The organism is Paracoccus sp. IB05 (assembly GCF_016405985.1).
Classification (GTDB): domain Bacteria; phylum Pseudomonadota; class Alphaproteobacteria; order Rhodobacterales; family Rhodobacteraceae; genus Pseudogemmobacter.
On the sequence record NZ_JAEFCF010000016.1, the window covers coordinates 21,840 to 40,071 of the forward strand.

Sequence of the window (18,232 nt, forward strand, 5' to 3'; positions counted from 1 at the left end):
GGGTCTCAGGCGGACGCCATGGCAGTGTCGAGAATCTCACGGATCGCCTCGGGCGACAGCGGGCGGGGGTTGTTTTCCACAAGGCGGGCCGCGTTCATCGAGAGCATCGCGATGGACTCGAGGCTGGCCTCGGTCACGCCGATCCTGTCGATGGTGGCGGGCATGCCGATACGGGCGAACAGCGCAGACAAAGCCGCGATCAGCGCGTCAGAGGCTTTTGCGTCATCATCCGCAGCACCCGCCACGCCGATTTCGCGGGCGATTTCAGCGTAATCGCCCGCCGCGACCGGCGCGTTGAAGCGCATGGTGAACGGCAGCAGCACGCCAACGCCAAGCCCATGCGCGGTATGGGTTTCCGCACCGATCGGATATTGGATCGCGTGCGCCGCTGCGGTGCCGGCCGAGCCGAATGCCAGCCCGGCAAGGGTCGAGCCGAGCATCACGGCCGAGCGCGCCTCGATATTGTCCGGCTGGGTCACGGCGGTCTCCAGGTGATCAAAGATCAGCCTGATCGCGCGCAGCGCGTAGACATCGGAAAGCGTGTTCTTGCCGACGAAAACACGCGTCACCGCCAGATCCGGCGTCGCCGCGCGGCTGACAGCCGCAAAACCCTCAATCGCATGGGCCAGGGCATCGGCGCCGGAGATCGCGGTCAGTCCCTTCGGGCAGGTCACGGTCAGTTCCGGGTCGCAGATCGAGGTATGGGGGATCAGTTCGGGGGACGAGATCCCCACCTTCATCACCCGCTCCGGATCGGCCAGAACCGCGACAGGGGTGGCCTCGGATCCGGTGCCGGCGGTTGTCGGGATCGCGATGATCGGGCGCACCGGGCCGGGGATCCTGAACTCACCGTAATAGGCAGACAGCGGGCCGGGAAAGGTCAGCAGCAGGCTCACAAGTTTCGCGAGATCAAGGCAGCTGCCACCGCCAAAGCCGATCACCATATCCGGGGCAAAATCCCTGTAGCGTTCGGCGCAGGTGGTGATGCCATCCAGCGGCAGTTCTGGCTGGGTTTCCGCGAAGACCTCGACCGTGACGCCATTTGCCTGCAAGTCGGCCACCAGCTCGCCCAGAAGCGGCAGCCCGCCCAGGCGTTCATCGGTGCAGATCAGCGCGCGGGTGCCAAGGTCGCGGGCCAGCCGGCCCAGAGCCGCACGCTGGCCGGGGCCGAAAACAAGGCGCTGCGGGGCGCGGGTGACACCATAATCGAACCGCATGACTTTACTCCTTTTTGCCCTGTCGGCAGGGCCGGTATTGATAGCTTATGAAAGCGCCTGAATGCGCTGCCAGACTTCGATGGCGACGGTCAGCCCGTCGCGGCCCGCGCGGTCGCGGGTGACGGTGGCACGGTCGCCGGGGATGCGGACGGGCTGTGCCGGATCGGCAGGCGCCGAATGGCGCAGCTCTTCCAGAAAGCCCGAGACCAGCGGCATGAAGCCCGAGGCAGGCTCCATCACCACGAAAAGATCGCCCTTGTTGCAGGGCTCGGTGGAATCGAGGGTGCCTTTCACGGCGGTGCCGATGGCCGATCCGGTCAGCGCCGATACCAGCACCTCAAACGCCAGCCCAAGGCCATAGCCTTTCGCGCCGCCAAAGGGGGCAATTGCGCCGAGCTTGGCGGCATTCGGGTCGGTGGTCGGGTTGCCCCCGGCATCCAGCGCCCAGCCTTCGGGGATCGGGGCGCCGCGATGGGCGTGGTCATGGATCTTGCCCATCGAGACCAGGCTTGTGGCCATGTCGAAGACAAAAGGCAGCGGCTCTGCCGGCACGCCGATGGTGATGGGATTGGTGCCGATCATCGCGTGCCGCCCGCCGTAGGGGTGAACCAGCGCCTCGGACACGGTCATGCCCAAAAGCACCTTGCCGTCACGGGCCAGCTTTTCGGCATAGAAGGCGAGCATGCCGAGATGGTCGCAATTGCGGATCGCCACCACACAGGAGCCGGTTTCAGCCGCCCTTGCGGTCGCGGTTTCAAGCGCGGCCAGGGCGACAACCGGCCCGAGCCCCTGTTCGCCGTCAACATCCAGCAGCGCCTGGCCGCGCCAGGACTGCGCGCCGCGGGTCGCCGGATTGGTCACGCCATTCGCGACCCGCTCGATCACGCGGGGCAGCCGCAAAAGGCCATGCGAGGGAACACCGCGCATTTCGGCATCAAGCAGCAGCTCCAGCTGGATCGCAGCATGCTCGGGCGAAAGACCGCCTTTGGTCAGCGCGCGGATCGCGACAGATCGGATTTCCTCGACAGGGATCATGGGGTCAGCCTTCGTATCTGGGAGCGGCGGCAACCGGGGGAGCACCGGTCGCCGCCGGGGTTACCTATTGCGCCAGAGAGAGATCGCGGAGGAACAGCGATATCTGTGGCACATAGGTGATGAGCATCAGCGACAGAATGATCGTCGACACCGGCCAGATCAGCGGTTTGAACATCCGCTGCACCGGGATCTTTGCAACCGATGCGGCAGCGAAAAGGTTCACCCCAAGCGGCGGCGTGATCATCCCCATGGCAAGGTTCACGATCATGATCATGCCGAAATGCACCGGATCGACGCCATAAGCGATGGCAATCGGCGCAAGGATCGGCGCCAGCACCAGGATCGCTGCCGAGGTCTCGACGAACATGCCGACGACAAAGAGCAGCAGGTTCACAAAGAGCAGGAAGGTGATCCAGCTTTCAAAGCTGTCCGAGGCCCAGGCGCCCACCATTTTCGGCAGACCCGACATCGAGACGAGGAACGAGAACAGTCCCGCCGCCGCGATGATCAGCATGACCGCGCCGGTCGATACCACCGACTGGCGGAAGATCTTCGGCAGGTCAGAGAAGCTCAGCTCGCGATAGATGAAAAGCCCGATGACCAGCGCCAGGAAGACGGCGACAGCTGCGGCTTCAGTGGGCGTAAAGATACCGCCATAGATGCCCCCCACGATCACCACCGGCATCATCAGCGACCAGAAGGCGCTGGCGGCGGATTTCAGGAAGGGCTGGCGGTCATTGCCGTCATTCTTGCCATAGCCTTTCACGCGGCACCAGATCTGCGTCATCACGATCAGCGCCACCGCGATCAGGATGCCCGGGCCGATGCCCGCGATGAAGACCTGGGTGACCGAGGTCTCGGTCGAGACCGCGTAAAGGATCATCGGGATCGACGGCGGCAGGATCACGCCCAGCTCCGCCGAAGCGGCCTGGATCGTGCCCGCAACCGGGGTCGGATAGCCGTGTTTCACCATGGCAGGGATCAGGATCGCACCCACAGCGAATGTGGTGGCGACCGAAGAGCCCGAGATCGAGGAAAAGATCATGCAGGTCAGCACGCAAGACGCGGCAAGCCCGCCTTGCACACCGCCAACCATCGATTTCGCGAAATCAACCAGCCGGCGCGACACGCCGCCATGGCTCATCAGATTGCCGGCAAGGATGAAGAAGGGGATCGCCAGCAGCGGAAAGCTGTCCAGCGCGTTGAACATCTTTTGCGGCACCACCATCAGCGGCAGATTGCTGAACATGGTGATGCCGAAAATGGCGGAAAGCGCGATGGCAACCGCCACCGGTACCGAAAGCGCGAAAAGAACGATCAGCGCGGATACGAGAGCGATATTCATTCGGGCAACCTTTCATCCGCGACCGGGCGGAAATGGCCAAGGAGCACGCCCGGCAGTGCGCAGATGCAGCCAACGGGGATTGCCGAATAGAACCAGGCCATCGAGACGCCGAGCATGGCGATCTTCTGGTTCGCGACCCGCATCGCCATCTGGATCCCGTACCAGGACATCACGAACAGAAAGACGAGCGTCAGCACAAAGACCGCCCAGAGCACCAGCGATTTGATCGGCGCCGGCACCACGTCGCGAATGAATTCCAGCGGAATCATAGCGTTAAGGCGGAACCCGGCACAGGCGGCCATGAAGACCATCCAGATCACCGTGCCGCGCGCCAGAATCTCGGTCCAGGCCAGCGAATGCCCGCCCCCGAAACGCGACACCACCTGCAGGAAGACCAGAATTGCGGATACGGCAAGCAATGCAGCCGCGATATTATGTGTAAGAGAGACAAACCTCTCTCCGGCGTGCACAAGCCTGCGCATCGCTCCTCCTCCATATGTTGTTGTGGGAGAGTGGGGTCGCGCCCCTGCCCGGGCCCTTCAGCAGGGCCTGTCCAGGCGGGGCGCGACGGGCTCAGATCACTGCTGCGCGGCGCGGATTTTCTCGAGCGTCTCGCTGCCATAGGTCGAGGTGAAGACGTCATAAACAGCCGAGACTGCCTCGGCGAAAGCTTCCTGGTCGACGGTTTCGATCACTTCCATGCCATTGGCGCGCAGCATTTCAAGGCCGCGCTTTTCGTCGTTTTCGACATAGGCGCGATTGGCGGCAACACCGGCAGAGGCCGCTTCACGCACCCAGCCCTGCTCTTCTTCGGTCAGCTGGTCCCAATGGACTTTCGACATCATGATCAGAGAAGGCGAATAGAAATGCCCGGTCAGGGTCGCGTATTTCTGCACTTCCCAGATGCGGTTCGCGATGAAGATCGACATCGGCGTTTCCTGGCCGTCGATGGTGCCCTGTTGCAGCGCCGTGATGACCTCGTTCCAGGACATCGGCAGCGGTGCGGCCCCAAGCGCGGTGAAAGACCCCAGATGGATGTCATTTTCCATCGTGCGGATCTTCATGTCCTTCATGTCTTCCGGGGTCTCGATCGGCTTTTTCGAATTGGTGACATAGCGGAAGCCATTTTCGGCCCAGCCAAGCGCCATGATCCCGATCGGTTCGAAATCGTCCAGCAGGTCCTGGCCAATCGGGCCGTCAAGGATGGCGCGCGCATTGGCGTAATCTTTGAACAGGAACGGCAGGTCGAGCACATAGGTCGAGGGCACGAAACCACCGACCGGACCGGTCGAGGTGACACCCATTTCAATGGAGCCGATCTGCATCCCCTCGAGGATCTCGCGCTCGCCGCCAAGCACGCCATTGGCTTTGATCTCGACAGTGATATCACCGCCCGACAGGTCTTCGATCTTTTCCTTGAAAGCCTTGGCAGCCGCCCCGTAATGCGATTCTTCCGGCGGGGTCATCGCGATATTCAGGGTGCGGGCTTCAAGCGCGGTCCCAGCCAACATGGCGCAAGCCGAAACGGCAGAAAGCGCCAGAGCGCGGAAATTAAACGACATTTTATCCTCCCTGGGATGGCGGAACTCCCTCCAGAAACGCGCGCCACCCTTGTCATGATATCAACGTATGGACCGGAAAATCCGATACGATACGATTTTAAGCTAGACATCCGATGCGGAAGGGTCAAGAGATTACGGACGGGGAGGAGACGGAAAATGTCAGGGAAGACGCTTGGCCCACAATTATCTTCTGCGGCGCAGCACCCGCGGGAGAAGCATGTGTCGCAACCGCTCGGGGATGAGATCTACGATGCCTTGCTGGGAGATCTGATCTCGCTTCGGATCCCGCCGGGCGAAAGGCTCTCGGTCGATGCGCTGGCGCGTCATTTCGGCGTGTCGCAAACGCCGATCCGGGCGGCGTTGATCCGGCTGGAATCCGAAGGGCTTGTGCAGCAGAAATTCAATTCCGGCTTTTCCGCCGCCCCCCTGCCCGAGGGCAGCCATTTTCGCGATGTCTATGCCTTTCGCCGCATGATCGAGCCCGAACTGGCGGCGCTGGCGGCAGAGAAGGCAACCGCCGAAGACATCGCCGCCCTCGAAGCGCTTTGCGCCGAGATGAGCCGCATCGCTGCCGAAAGCCGGCCCGACAATTTCGGCAGTTTTGCCGAGCGCGACAATGCCTTCCACGCCCGGATCGCCCGGATCGCCGGCAACCAGGTCGCCGCCGAGGCGCTGGCGCGGCTCTATATCCATTCGAATCTGTTCCGCCTGCGCTACCACGCGACGATCACCACAAGCGCCGTCAGCGAACATATGGACTTGCTGGAGGCTCTCAGAAACAAGGACGCCGCAGCCGCGAGGGAAACCATGGCGCGCCACCTTGGCCATTCGAAAGACCGGGTCGAGCCGTTCTTTATCGAAAGCTGAAACCCGTCTGAAATCAGATACCTACGAGGCGCATTGCCGCCTCTTGTCAGATATGGAGGAAAATCATGGCACTTGATCAACTGATGTGGATCGATTCCACGAAAGTGTTCGTAAACGGCGCATGGATCACGCCCGCGGGCGCTGAGACGATCCCGGTCGAGAACCCTTCGACCGGCGAAGTGATCGGTCAGATCGGACGCGGCACCGTGGCCGAGGTCGATGCCGCCGTCGCCGCCGCGCGCGGCGCGCTGAATGGCGAATGGGGCAAGCTGACCGCGACGCAGCGCGGCCGGATCCTGATGAAAATGTCGGCGCTGGTGCTGGAACGCGCCGAAGAGCTCGCGATGATCGAGACGCTGGATGTCGGCAAACCGCTGAACCAGTCGCGCAATGATTCCATCGCGCTCGCCCGCTATCTCGAATTCTACGCCGGTGCCGCCGACAAGCTGATGGGCACCACGATCCCCTATCAGGAAGGCTTCACCGTCTACACTTTGCGTGAACCGCATGGCGTTTGCGGCATCATCATCCCGTGGAATTACCCGATGCAGATCCTCGGGCGTGGTGTCGGTGCGGCGCTCGCCGCCGGGAACACGGTTGTGCTGAAGCCGGCAGAGGATGCCTCGCTTTCGTCCCTGGCGGTTGCCGCCATCGCGGCAGAGGCCGGCGTTCCGGCAGGCGTGATCAACGTGGTCACCGGCTATGGCCATGACGTAGGCGCGCATCTGTCCTCGCATCCGGGCATCAACCATGTCTCCTTCACCGGCTCGGTCGGGACGGGCGTGCGCATCCAGGAAGCGGCGGCGAAGAATGTCGTGCCAGTCACGCTGGAGCTGGGTGGTAAATCGCCGCATATCGTGTTCGACGATGTCGATCTGGAAAAAGCGATGCCGGTTCTGGTCGGCGCCTGTATGCAAAATGCGGGCCAGACCTGCTCGGCGGCTTCGCGGGTGCTGGTGCAGAAGGGCATCTATGAAGAGGTGAAGGCCCGCATGATCGCGATCTATGAGGGTCTGACGGTCGGCCCGGCGATTGAAAGCCACAATCTCGGCCCTGTCGTCTCGAAGAAACAGCATCAGATCGTCCAGGGCTTTATTGACCGGGGCCGCGCCGAACTGACCACCGCAGCCCAGGGCAAGCTGCATGCGGACGCACCGGCGGGCGGCAATTACATCCTGCCGACGCTCTTCTCGGAAGTCTCGCCCGACCACGCCCTGGCCCAGCAGGAGATTTTCGGGCCGGTGCAGGTTCTGATCCCCTTCGAGGATGAGGCCGAAGCCATCGCCATCGCCAATGGCACCGATTATGGCCTCGTGACCGGGATCTGGACCCAGGACGGCTCGCGTCAGCTGCGCATGGCGCAAAAGATCCATTCCGGCCAGGTTTTCATCAACAATTACGGTGCAGGCGGCGGGATCGAGCTTCCCTTTGGCGGTGTCGGCAAATCCGGCCATGGCCGCGAAAAGGGCTTCGAGGCGCTGAACGGCTTCACCCATATCAAGACCGTCACCATCAGCCACGGCTGAAGACTGTCCCCGCGGGCGCGTGAGAGGGCGCGCCCGCCCCGTTTCATATCGCAACGGCCAGCCCCCTGCTGCGGCGGGTCGGTCCGCTGTTGGCGTGGACCCGCTGGAGGAGATCACCATGACCAGAATAGCCCTGTTCGGCGCGGGCGGCAAAATGGGCACCCGCCTGACCCGCAATCTGCTGAAAACCGACTTCGACGTGGCCCATGTCGAACTGTCACCCGAGGGCCAGCAGCGCCTGAAGGATGACTTCGCGGTCACCTGTGTCGCGCCGGATGAGGCCGTCACCGGTGCTGACGTGGTGGTGCTGGCGGTGCCCGATGCCGTGATCGGCAAGGTCGCCGGGCTGGTGGTGCCAAAGCTCGCCTCTGGCACCGTGGTGATCTGCCTCGACCCCGCAGCACCTCATGCCGGCCACCTGCCGCCGCGCGACGATATCGCCTATTTTGTCACCCATCCCTGCCATCCGGGCCTCTTCCGCAATGAAGAGACCGAGGCCGGCCGGCGCGATTTCTTTGGCGGTGTTGCGGCGCCGCAGGGCATCGTCAACGCGCTGATGCAGGGCAGCGAGGCGCAATATGCGCTAGGCGATGCGGTCGCCCGCGCGATCTTTGCCCCGGTGGCGCGCAGCCACCGCGTGACCGTCGAACATATGGCCTATCTGGAGCCTGGGCTGACCGAAACCGTCTGCGCCTCGCTGGTCACCGTGCTTCGCGAAGCGATGGAAGAGGTGATCCGGCGTGGCATCGACCGCGACTGCGCCCGCGAATTCCTGCTTGGCCATATGAGCGTGCTGACCGCTGTGATGTTCGACGAGATCCCCGGAAAGTTCTCGGAGGCCTGCGAGAAGGCCATTGAATTCGGGCGTCCGATGCTGATGCGCGACGACTGGAAGAAAGTGTTCGAGCCCGAGGAAATCCGCGCCAGCATCGTGCGGATCACCTGAACAACCAGACGAGGCGGAGACCGGTTTCCCCGGTCTCCCTCTCCCGGCACTGTGCCCGCGGCGACAATAATCCGGTGCCCTGGCGCGAGGCCCCGGGCAGGGTCAGGTGCCGGTCGGGACCGACATCGCCACGCGCAGGAATTGGCTGCGCAGCCATGTATCCGCCATGCCCGCCGCCACCACCCGGTCGCGCACCTCATCCGGCAGGGTCGAGACCTCGCCATAGATGCAGGACCATTTCTGGCAATGCTCGGCCAGCGGGCGCTCAGCCGCCTCCCAGCGGGCCAGGGCATCGGGAATGTCACGCCGGTCGCTGACCCCTTCCAGATGCACCGCCAGCGCCAGGGCGCTTTGCATGGCCATCCCGCCGCCCTGGCCCAGATTGGGCGGCTGCGCATGGGCCGCATCCCCGATGATCGCCGCGCGCCCCGAGGACCAGGACTTCACCTTAACGATGCTATAGGGGCTCCATGCCAGGGTCTCGGTGATCCGGTCGATCAGATGCGCCCAATGCGGGAACGACGCCGACCAGCTTGCCCTGTCAAGCGGCACCTGCTTGCCGCTTTCATCCCCGGCCTGGCAGGTCAGCGCCAGATAGATCTCGCTTTCATTGATCGGCGTGATCAGGAAGCGGCGCTCGCCGTTCCAGCATTCGAGATATTTGCGCGCGCCGCCCGGGCCCAGATCGGCCTGAGTGCCCGGGATGATCGCGCGCAGCGCCCCTTCCGGGGTCAGCTCATGCGAGGCTTCGAGGCCAAGACTGCGCCGGACGCCCGACCAGATCCCGTCGGCGCCCACCACCAGATCCGCGCTCGCACCGTCACCGCCCGGAAACTGCACCTCGCCCGAGGCCGTGGCGGAAAGCACCTCGCAGCCGGTGCGGATCTTCACCCCCGCCCGAAGCGCCGCGTCGCGCAGCGCATTCATCAGACCCGAGCGGGCAATCGTGTAAAGACGGATATGCGGCGGGAACGCCCCGTCATCAATCACCTCATTGGCGGCATTGCGCTGTTCCATCGCAAAGCCCCGGAAGGCCCGCGCATCAAGCGCCTGAGCCCCGAGCGCATCGAGAATCCGCAAACCATTTTCCCAGATATAGATCCCCGATCCCGAGGCCCGCAGCTCTGGCATCCTTTCGCACAGCGTTACCTGCCAGCCGCGCTGTGCCAGCGCGGTCGCTGCCGTCAGCCCGCCAAAGCCGCCACCCGCCACAAGAGCAGTCAGTTGAGAGGTCATTCGTTCAGTCCTTGATTGGCGGATGACAGCGCCCCCCGGTCGCAGCCCCGAACGGGGCTGCGGGGGCGTTTCCGCGCCGGTTGTGGGTTACAGAAGTGGCAGTCTCAGTCGCGGTAAAAACCCGCGATGGCCGCCGCGACCGGAACCGGGCTTTCGAGCGTCGGGAAATGGGTCTGGCCCGGAATATGGGTCGGAATGAACCAGGGATGGCCGTTTGCGGCATAGTCCGCCTGGAACTTGCGGTATTCCTCGCCAAGCGGCTGCGAATAGATATGCATGATCGCGGGATGCGCGGCGAGCGCCTCCATCCGCTTCAGCGGGCTGCCCCATTTGCGGTAGGATTTCTCGATCTCGCGGCAGGCCCGGATCCACATCTCGCCCCTGAACCAGGTCATCTCATTCTGAATATGGTTGATCACATCGGCATTGTCGGTCGCCGCGATCCATTCATCGAAAAAGCTCTTGCGGCCGATATGGAACTTCTCGGGGTCCTGGCCTTCGCGCAGCTGCTGCCAGAAACCGTCATGCGGTTCCATCAGCCAGTCGATCACCACGGTGCGCGGCAGGACATCAGGGCCGAACCGGTCGCAAAGCCCGATATTCACCCAGCATCCATGCGAGGTGGACACAAGGCGGAAATCCTTCAGATCCAGGGCTTTGATGAAGGCCCCGACATCATCGACCAGGTCATCGCCGGTGAAATCGCCCTGCAGGGTCTGGTCGGCGTCATGGCCACGATAATTCGGGGCGATGACGTGGAAATCGCGCGCCAGTTCCGGGATCAGTGTCTTGAAGAGACGGTCATCCTGCGCCCAGCCAGACAGCAGCAGGATGGTGCGTTTCGCAGGGTCCCCCGCCTCGACATAGCTCATCGGATGATTGTTTATGGTGATGCTTTTCATATCCGTCTCCTTTTTCGTGCTGTGTTCAGCGGCCCATATAAAGGCGCTGAACCTCGTCATTCCCCGCGAGGTCAGCGCCGGTTCCCTGCAGGTGGATGGATCCGTTCTCGATCAGATAGGCGTAGTCGCAGGCCCCGAGCGCGAGGTGCGAATTCTGTTCCGACAGAAGGATGGTAAAGCCCGCCTGGCGCAGTTCTGCGATCACCTCGAAAACGCGGGCGACCATGATCGGCGCAAGGCCCAGCGTCGGCTCATCCAGCAGGATCAGCCTCGGCTGCGACATCAGCCCGCGCCCGAGCGCCAGCATCTGCTGCTCGCCCCCGGACATCGACCCTGCCACCTGGTTTCTGCGTTCTGCCAGTCGCGGGAAACGCTCGTAGATTTCCGCAAGCGTCTGGTCCGCCTTGCTGCGGGCATGCGGCACCACGGCCCCAAGGCGCAGGTTTTGCTCGACCGAAAGCCGCGCGAAGATCAGCCGGCCTTCGGGCACCAGCGCGATGCCGCTTTCGACCCGCTGATACGAGGGCATTGCAAGAATGTCGCGCCCGTCAAACCGGATCTGCCCCGAGCGCGCCGGGATCATCCCGGCAATCGCCTTCATCAGCGTGGTCTTGCCGGCACCATTGGGGCCAACCAGCGCGGTGACCGTGCCTGCAGCGATGGACAGGGAGATTCCGCGCAGGATCTGCACCCTGCCATAGCCGGCCTCAAGCTTTTCGACCGACAAAAGCGGCCGGGGTTCAGAAACCGCTGCAAGAGAGGGAGATATCATCCGAAATACGCCTTCAGCACGTCTTTATTGCGCGAAATCTCATCGGGTACGCCAAGCGCGACCATGCGCCCGCGATCCATGGCGAGGACGCGGTCCGACAGGGTCATCAGCGCACTCATCACATGTTCCACGAGGATGAAGGTCAGCTTGCGGTCGTGACGCAAACCCCTGAGCGTCGCGATCATCTCGTCAACCTCGGGAGGGGTGAGGCCGGCCATGACCTCGTCCAGGAGGATAGCCCCGGCCCCGGTCGAAAGCGCCCGGGCGATCTCAAGCCGCTTCTGGCCTGACAGGGTCAGCTCGGAGGCAGGCCGGTCTTTCTGGGCGCCCAGCCCCACCGCCTCCAGCGCGACAGCCGCCGCCTCGGTCGCCCCTTTGCGGGAGGGCGGGCTGTCCGACCCGTAAAGTGCCGAGATCGTGGCGTTTTCCAGGGCCGTGACCCCGCCAAAAGGCCGCACGATCTGGAAGGTGCGGGAAATGCCACGACGGCAGATCCGGTCCGGGCGCAGGCCGGTGATGCATTCACCGCGCAGCAGAACCTGGCCCGATCCTGGCCGGATCTGCCCCGCAATCACCGCAAAAAGCGTGGTCTTGCCGGCCCCGTTCGCGCCCATCAACCCGAAGATCTCGCCCTCTTCGACGCTGAAGGTGATCTGATCCAGCGCCCTGATCCCGCCGAAGGATTTCGAGATATCCCGGATCTCAAGCAGTGCCATGGCCGGCCACCTTTCCTGATTTGTCGCCAGAGGCGAAAAGGCGCGACACCATTCCGGCCAGCCCCCGGGGTGCAAAGAGAATGAAGGCGATCAGCAGCGCGCCAAGCGCGATCATGTAAAGCTGCGGCAGACGCAGCCAGAGCACCTCGGACAGCAAGACAAAGGCAATCGCGCCGAGGAATGGCCCGCGCGGCGAGCGCAATCCACCGACAATCGCCATGGTGACGGTGGTGAATGACAGCACCGGATCAAAGGCCTGGGCGGCGTCGAAATAGGACGAGCGCAGCGTCAGAAGACCGCCGATCATTCCGGGGATCACTGCGGACAGCACCAGAGCAATCGTCTTGAGCCGCGCCACCGGCACGCCGACGGCCTCGGCGGCCTCTTCGTTTTCGCGCACCGCCACCAGCCCGGCCCCAAGGCGCGATCGGGACAGAAGCCAGGCCGCCGCCACGGCAATCACCGCAAGCGCCAGCATCACCCAGTAAAGCACGGCCAGCGAGGGCGCGTTGAAGATCAGCCGGCTGAACTGGCCCATCGAGGTCTCGGCCTGCATGACGATGGCCTTGGCAAGCTCGGCAAGGCCAAAGGTCAGGATGACGAAATAGGGCCCGCGCACCCGCATGACCGGCAACCCGATCAGCAGCGCCGCCAGCCCGGCCATTGCTCCGCCGAAAATCAGCGATATCGCAATGCCCATCACCGGCAAAGCAAGCACCATCGCATAGGCGCCGATGCCGCAAAACACCGCGTGACCCAGAGAAATATAGCCGGTGGTGGCGCTGAGCAGCGACCAGGATTGCACCATGGCCAGCCACATGGCGAGCGTGAAGCCAACGCCCAGCATGTAGTCGCCGGCCCAGAGCGGAAGCGACAGCGCGAAAAGCAGCACCAGGCCGGCCAGCGGCAGATCATAGGAATATCGTTTCATCTGAGCCATGTTCATCTGACCTGGATCGCCTTTCCGAAAAGGCCTTGCGGGCGCAGCAGCAGCACCGTGACGAAAAGCCCGTAGATGAGAATGGACCGGTAGGTGGCCGAGGTCAGTGCGATGCCGAAGGTCTCGACAAAGCCGAGCACGAAGCCCGCAACGATCCCGGCAAAGATGTTCCCCAGCCCGCCCAGAACGATCACCACAAAGGCAGCGATGGTCAGCGGAAAGCCCATGAAGGGCGTGATCTGTTCGGTCATCGAGACCAGCACACCCGCCACACCCGCGATCGCGAAACCAAGCGCAATGGTGATGCCCTGCACGCGATCGACATTGACGCCGACGATCCCGGCAGCCTCGCGCCGCTCGATCACAGCGCGCAGGCTCCAGCCAAAGGCATGAAAGCGCAGCACAAGCAGCACCCCCAGACAGATCGCAAGCGCGGTGCCCAGCATCAGAAGACGGTTGCCCGAGGCCATGACCGGCCCGATCCGCCAGACCTCGCCCATATAGCTGTAGCCGCGCGCGGTCGAGGTGAAGCCAAGCGCCATCACATTTTGCAAGATGACCGAGACGCCGTAGAACAGGATCAGCGAATTGGCCTCCAGCCGCTGTGCGGTTTCGGGTGTCGCAAACAGTCGTCTGAAGATCCCGGCATAAAGCGCCCAGCCCATCGCGGCACATAGCCCTGCGGCAAGGACCATCGAAACCGGCGGTGCCAGCCCGAAGGTGGAAAAGGCGACAAAGGCCACATAGGCGCCGATCATCGCGAGATCGCCATGGGCGATGTTCAAAAGCCGCAGCGTGCCGTAGACGAGGTTCAGCCCCAGAGCGACAAGCGCATAGAGCGCACCCGAACAGAGCGCGGCAAAAAACAGTTGAGCCGCCATCGGCCCCCCCTTTTCGGATCTGAGAAGAACGGGCGGCGGTCAGGGCCGCCCGTGAACTGCCGGGGAATGCCTTACCAGGCGGTTTTCGGGCGGAATTCCGATGTGCGGATCGCTTGCGGCCAGATCAGCTCGAGGGAGCCATCCTGGATTTGCAGGAAGGATGTCGGCGTGACAGTGTTCTCGACCCCCTCGAACTTCACCGGCCCGTTGATCGTGTCGAAGGTGGCCGTGGCGATTTCCGCGCGCAGCGCCTCGCGGTCGAGGCCGGCGACAGCCACCGCCTGTTCAAGGATTTCCAGCGACATATAGGCCAGCGCACTGTCGAGCGCGTCGGGCGCCTCGCCATATCTGGCGCTATAGGCGTCGAAGAAGATCTTCGCTTTCGGCCAGGCTTCCTGTTTGGGCGACCAATGGCCAACGGTGACGACATTGTCCGCAGCCGTCCCCATCGCCTTTTGATAGGCGTCGATGGTCGGCCCGACCAGGGCCAGGACGAAAGGTGCCTTCACGCCGAGCTCTTTCGCCTGGCCGGTGAAGAGAAAAGTATCCGCCGGATAGCTCAGCGCGATCAGCGCATCGGGCGACCCCGCATTCGCCTGCGAGATCAGGGTGGTCATATCCCTGATATCCGGGGGATAATTCTCGGACATGGTGACGGTGATGCCCTCGGCCTCAAGCGCGGGGATCAGATAGGTTTTGATCTCCTGCGACAGCGGCGAGACATTTGCCATGATCGCGGCGGAGGTGATCTCTTCGGATTTCATCAGCTTTGCCAGTTCCACCCCCAGCTTGTCGGGGATGACGGCAGTCGGAAACCAGATATAGCCGGGCGCCACCTCGCGCAGCTGTACCGAGGCCGCAGTATTGCCGACCATCGGAAACTGATAGCGGCTGAGAACCGGCGCCAGCGCAAGATGGATCGGCGTCGACCAGGGCGCGGCCAGAAGATCGACCTTGTCCTCGGTGATCAGCCGTTCATAGATGCGCACCGCATTGGCGGGGTTCGACTGATCGTCATAAGAGATGAACTCGACCGGACGCTTTTCGCCGGCCACATCCAGGCCGCCGGCTGCGTTCACCTCTTCGGCCCAGAGGGTATAGGCATTCACCTGCGACGGCGCCGCCTGGGCAAAGATGCCGGTCAGCGACATCGAATAGCCAATGCGCACCGGCCCGGCCTCATCGGCGAAAACGCTCTGCGCGATACTTGTCATACAGGCGCACAAAAGCGCCGCTTTCGTGAAGCGTCTCATTTGGTCTTCCCTGTTGTCTGGCCGTGTATTGCCCGGCCTTTTGTTTGTCTGGGCCCCGGCGGGTTGTCTGATCTCCCGCGCCGGTTCCGGCCCTTTTCACCACCCGTTTTTTGGCGATGAATGCCATTAGAGAATGACATTCTCTTATCTGTGATGCAGAATTTGATTCTGTCAATCGCAATTCTTGCGACGGTCAGAGCCGGATCGGATGGCGGGCAAAAGCTTGCCCGGAAAATCGACAAGCTCTTGTGATACATAAGGGAATGCCGCCGGTTGGTGACGAGGCCCGGGTAGTCCTGTAGACTCGGGGCGGGGCATAAGGTGAGGGCGTATGGCGCGAATCAAAAGTGAAACACTCCGTGCAGCGATCCTTGCGGCCGCGCGCGAAGAGATAGCTGCCCGCGGCTATCAGGAGACCACGATTGCCCATATCGCAAAGCGGGCGGGCACGGTCGCCTCGAATGTCTATTCCTATTACGGCTCCAAGCTCGAGGTCTATTTCGCGATCTATGAGCCCTGGTTCCGCGCGCAGTTCGAAGAGCTCGGCAAAAAGGTCGAAACGGCGGATGGCAGCGTGGCCGACAGGCTGGAGCTGCTGGCGCGCGGCGTGTTGCTTGATATTGCCGGAGATCATTCGGGCCTGACCGCCGCGCTCGCTGTCGCTCTTGCGACCGCGCGACCCAGCGATGATTACCGCACCGATTTGCTGACCTGGGGCGAAGAGCAGATCGAGCACCTGGCGCGCGGCATCTTGCGGCATGAGCACTTTGACGACCGGAAAATGACCGCATTCGTCCGCACGCTGATGGTGCTGTTCGACGGCATTGCGCTGCGCTCGCATGTGACCGAACCGCCGGAGATCGGGCTTTTGCTGATGGCGATTGTTCCGGTTCTGACACCCGACGGCGCGCGCGGGTCCTGAGGCAGGTTCCGCGCCCCTGCGATCAAAATGCGCCTGTTGCATGCGACAGCATTCACCGGCCCGACCCGGGATCCCGATATGACCTGGGAACCGCCAATGCCGCGCAAGCGTTACGGATTTACGAGGTCCGGGAGCCCGCGGGTTGCTTCGGCGCCATCAGAGCGGTCTGGCTGTCTATGCCGTAACGCTGATCGTCACCTTCCTCTGGACGCTTTACGAGGTCGGTTTCGACAAATGGCAGTGGGTCCCGCGCGGGGCGCTGCTCGTGGCCTTCGGCCTGATCCTTTGCATCCCGGTCTTCGCGCGTGAGACGCGCTGACAAAACAGGCCAATGCCGGCGACGGGCTCGTGGATCCATCGGGCGTGGCCTATCCCGCAGAGGACTGGACGGCCTATGGCGGCACCAATCTCGGCCAGCGCTATTCTGCGCTGAGGGATATCGGCACGGGGAATGTGAAAGGGCTGACGCTCGCCTGGGAACATCGCACCGGCGATCTGCGCAAGGCGGATGAGGATTCCAGGGAATACACTTTCGAGGCCACCCCGATCAAAGTGAACGGGCTTTTGTACTTCTGCACCCCGCATAACATCATCCAGGCCCTGGTGCCCGAGACCGGCGCGGTGAAATGGTCGTTTGACCCGATGATGAAGCGCGACCCCTTCTATCAGCACCAGACCTGTCGCGGCGTCTCATGGAACGAGTCGACCGGCTACACCGCGCCCGCGTCGGACACACCCGAGGAGCAGGCTGCGATTGCCGCAGCAGTGGCGGAATTCCCGAAACGCATCGTGGCCTCTTCGGTCGACGCGCGGCTTTACACCGTCAACGCCGATACCGGCGCGCTTTGCACCACTTTCGGCGAGAACGGCTATGTGAACCTGCTGGACGGCATGACCGAGACCGAACGCGCCAGCTATCAGCAGACTTCGGCGCCGTTGGTGACGAAGGATCTGATCATTCTCGGCTCGGCGATTGCCGAACCCCCTTCGGCAATGCCTCTCCCGACCAGGTCGGCATTGCGCGCACGCCCGACCGGGAGGCCTTTGTCGATGCGCTGGCCGCGCTGGATCTGAAGACCGGCCAGCTGATCTGGAAATTCCAGACCAGCATTCATGACCTCTGGGACCGCGACAACCCCTCGCAGCCGGTACTTCTTAACCTGCCGAAGGATGGGGTGGATACGCCTGCGATCATCATCCCGACGAAGATCGGCAATCTCTGGGTGCTCGACCGCCGTGACGGCACGCCGATCCTGCCGGTATCCGAAGTGCAGGTCTCGACTGACAGCGATATTCCCGGCGAAAAACTCTCCGCCGTACAGCCGATGTCTTCGCTGACCTTCGCGCCTGCGCCTTTGCGCGAGGCGGATATGCGGGGGGCCTCTGCCGCACGACCTTTGTGTCGAACCGCTATGACGGCAATTCCTGGACACCGCCGACCACCACCTGCTCGATCGTCTGGCCCGGCAATATCGGGGTCTTCAACTGGGGTTCGGTCGCGGTGGATCCGGTGAACAAATGGCTGATCGGCACGCCGCAATATCTGCCCTATGTCTATAAGCTCTATCCGCGTCCCGAAGGCGATCTGACGAAACCGATGTTCCAGGATGATATGTCCGGGGGCGAGGCGAAACCGGGGAATGAGAACCTCGGCGGGCCCTATGCGATCTCGATCCGGCATTTCCGCTCGGGCCTGGCCCTGGGGTGTGCGGGTCGGCGTTGACCTGACGAATGGCAAAACCGCCTAGAAATATCGCAACGGTACCGTGGCCGGGCAGAAATTCATGGGCGTGAGCTTTCCGATCCCCTTCGAGATGGGGATGCTGGCGCATGGCGGCACGCTGACCACTGCGGACGGTGTCGCCTTCACTGCGGCGGCGCTGGATGACATCAGGCGCGCCTATGACATGCAGACCGGCGAGACGCTGTGGAAGGTCAGACTTCCCGCAGGGGGCCAGGCCACGCCGATGACCTATCGCAGCGCCGACGGGAAGCAATATATCGTCGTCGCAGCCGGAGGACATGGCTCGCCTGGCACCACGCCGGGGGATTCGGTTCTGGCCTACCGGCTGGAGTGATCTCGGTGCTTTGCTGCAAATGATGTGGTCCATG

Annotated in this window: 20 protein-coding genes; 8 read left to right on the plus strand and 12 right to left on the minus strand. The window is 63.0% G+C overall.

Features of this window, described 5'->3' with window-relative positions; genetic code table 11:
* Window positions 1–5: 5 nt before the first annotated feature.
* From JC607_RS11985 to JC607_RS12005, 5 genes are all read right to left on the minus strand, one after another.
* Window positions 6–1,217: an iron-containing alcohol dehydrogenase gene (locus JC607_RS11985; protein ID WP_198837163.1), complete on the minus strand. Its 1,212-nt coding sequence runs from the start codon at window positions 1,215–1,217 to the stop codon at window positions 6–8.
* A 45-nt stretch (window positions 1,218–1,262) separates the two neighbouring features.
* A complete protein-coding gene (locus JC607_RS11990) occupies window positions 1,263–2,252 on the minus strand; it encodes an Ldh family oxidoreductase (RefSeq protein ID WP_198837164.1) in 990 nt (329 codons plus the stop codon).
* A gap of 64 nt (window positions 2,253–2,316) precedes the next feature.
* Entirely contained in the window at window positions 2,317–3,597 is a 1,281-nt protein-coding gene (locus JC607_RS11995; protein WP_198837165.1) for a TRAP transporter large permease, read from the minus strand.
* On the minus strand, window positions 3,594–4,079 hold the full coding sequence (locus tag JC607_RS12000; protein WP_198837166.1) for a TRAP transporter small permease: 486 nt from the start codon (window positions 4,077–4,079) through the stop codon (window positions 3,594–3,596). The genes JC607_RS11995 and JC607_RS12000 overlap by 4 nt, the downstream gene beginning before the upstream one ends.
* A gap of 96 nt (window positions 4,080–4,175) precedes the next feature.
* A complete protein-coding gene (locus tag JC607_RS12005) occupies window positions 4,176–5,159 on the minus strand; it encodes a TRAP transporter substrate-binding protein (RefSeq protein WP_198837167.1) in 984 nt (327 codons plus the stop codon).
* Window positions 5,160–5,378: 219 nt separating this feature from the next.
* Between JC607_RS12005 and JC607_RS12010 the strand changes: the two genes are divergently transcribed.
* The 3 genes from JC607_RS12010 (at window position 5,379) to JC607_RS12020 (ending at window position 8,498) form a co-directional block, all read left to right on the plus strand.
* Window positions 5,379–6,026: a GntR family transcriptional regulator gene (locus tag JC607_RS12010; protein ID WP_198837168.1), complete on the plus strand. Its 648-nt coding sequence runs from the start codon at window positions 5,379–5,381 to the stop codon at window positions 6,024–6,026.
* Window positions 6,027–6,091: 65 nt separating this feature from the next.
* Window positions 6,092–7,552, plus strand: a complete 1,461-nt coding sequence (locus JC607_RS12015) for an aldehyde dehydrogenase family protein (protein ID WP_233092880.1) — start codon at window positions 6,092–6,094, stop codon at window positions 7,550–7,552.
* Window positions 7,553–7,670: 118 nt separating this feature from the next.
* Window positions 7,671–8,498: a phosphogluconate dehydrogenase C-terminal domain-containing protein gene (locus tag JC607_RS12020; protein WP_198837169.1), complete on the plus strand. Its 828-nt coding sequence runs from the start codon at window positions 7,671–7,673 to the stop codon at window positions 8,496–8,498.
* Between the two features lie 102 nt (window positions 8,499–8,600).
* Here JC607_RS12020 and JC607_RS12025 read toward each other — a convergent pair whose 3' ends face one another.
* The 7 genes from JC607_RS12025 to JC607_RS12055 all read right to left on the minus strand — a co-directional run bounded on the left by JC607_RS12025 (window position 8,601) and on the right by JC607_RS12055 (window position 15,198).
* Window positions 8,601–9,734, minus strand: a complete 1,134-nt coding sequence (locus tag JC607_RS12025) for an NAD(P)/FAD-dependent oxidoreductase (protein WP_198837170.1) — start codon at window positions 9,732–9,734, stop codon at window positions 8,601–8,603.
* A gap of 104 nt (window positions 9,735–9,838) precedes the next feature.
* Window positions 9,839–10,636, minus strand: coding sequence for an alpha/beta fold hydrolase (locus JC607_RS12030; RefSeq protein WP_198837171.1), 798 nt, complete (start codon window positions 10,634–10,636; stop codon window positions 9,839–9,841).
* 25 nt (window positions 10,637–10,661) lie between these two features.
* Window positions 10,662–11,408, minus strand: a complete 747-nt coding sequence (locus tag JC607_RS12035; protein WP_198837172.1) for an ABC transporter ATP-binding protein — start codon at window positions 11,406–11,408, stop codon at window positions 10,662–10,664.
* Window positions 11,405–12,124, minus strand: a complete 720-nt coding sequence (locus JC607_RS12040) for an ABC transporter ATP-binding protein (RefSeq protein WP_198837173.1) — start codon at window positions 12,122–12,124, stop codon at window positions 11,405–11,407. The genes JC607_RS12035 and JC607_RS12040 overlap by 4 nt, the downstream gene beginning before the upstream one ends.
* Window positions 12,111–13,055 (minus strand): branched-chain amino acid ABC transporter permease, encoded by a 945-nt coding sequence (locus tag JC607_RS12045; RefSeq protein WP_198837174.1) that lies wholly within the window; start codon window positions 13,053–13,055, stop codon window positions 12,111–12,113. Before JC607_RS12045 ends, JC607_RS12040 begins: the two co-directional genes overlap by 14 nt.
* 11 nt (window positions 13,056–13,066) lie before the next feature.
* The gene (locus tag JC607_RS12050) at window positions 13,067–13,945 is read right to left on the minus strand and encodes a branched-chain amino acid ABC transporter permease (protein WP_198837175.1); all 879 of its coding nucleotides are present in this window, start codon (window positions 13,943–13,945) and stop codon (window positions 13,067–13,069) included.
* A 71-nt stretch (window positions 13,946–14,016) separates the two neighbouring features.
* Window positions 14,017–15,198 (minus strand): amino acid ABC transporter substrate-binding protein, encoded by a 1,182-nt coding sequence (locus tag JC607_RS12055; RefSeq protein ID WP_198837176.1) that lies wholly within the window; start codon window positions 15,196–15,198, stop codon window positions 14,017–14,019.
* A 331-nt stretch (window positions 15,199–15,529) separates the two neighbouring features.
* Between JC607_RS12055 and JC607_RS12060 the strand changes: the two genes are divergently transcribed.
* From JC607_RS12060 to JC607_RS12080, 5 genes are all read left to right on the plus strand, one after another.
* Window positions 15,530–16,120, plus strand: coding sequence for a TetR/AcrR family transcriptional regulator (locus JC607_RS12060; protein ID WP_198837177.1), 591 nt, complete (start codon window positions 15,530–15,532; stop codon window positions 16,118–16,120).
* A gap of 142 nt (window positions 16,121–16,262) precedes the next feature.
* On the plus strand, window positions 16,263–16,439 hold the full coding sequence (locus JC607_RS12065) for a hypothetical protein (protein WP_198837178.1): 177 nt from the start codon (window positions 16,263–16,265) through the stop codon (window positions 16,437–16,439).
* Window positions 16,440–16,483: 44 nt separating this feature from the next.
* Window positions 16,484–17,194, plus strand: a complete 711-nt coding sequence (locus JC607_RS12070) for a hypothetical protein (protein ID WP_198837179.1) — start codon at window positions 16,484–16,486, stop codon at window positions 17,192–17,194.
* Window positions 17,195–17,519: 325 nt separating this feature from the next.
* Window positions 17,520–17,843, plus strand: coding sequence for a hypothetical protein (locus JC607_RS12075; protein WP_198837180.1), 324 nt, complete (start codon window positions 17,520–17,522; stop codon window positions 17,841–17,843).
* Window positions 17,844–17,904: 61 nt separating this feature from the next.
* Window positions 17,905–18,198 carry a hypothetical protein gene (locus tag JC607_RS12080; protein WP_198837181.1) on the plus strand — a complete coding sequence of 98 codons (294 nt, stop codon included), beginning with the start codon at window positions 17,905–17,907 and terminating at the stop codon, window positions 18,196–18,198.
* Window positions 18,199–18,232: the final 34 nt, after the last annotated feature.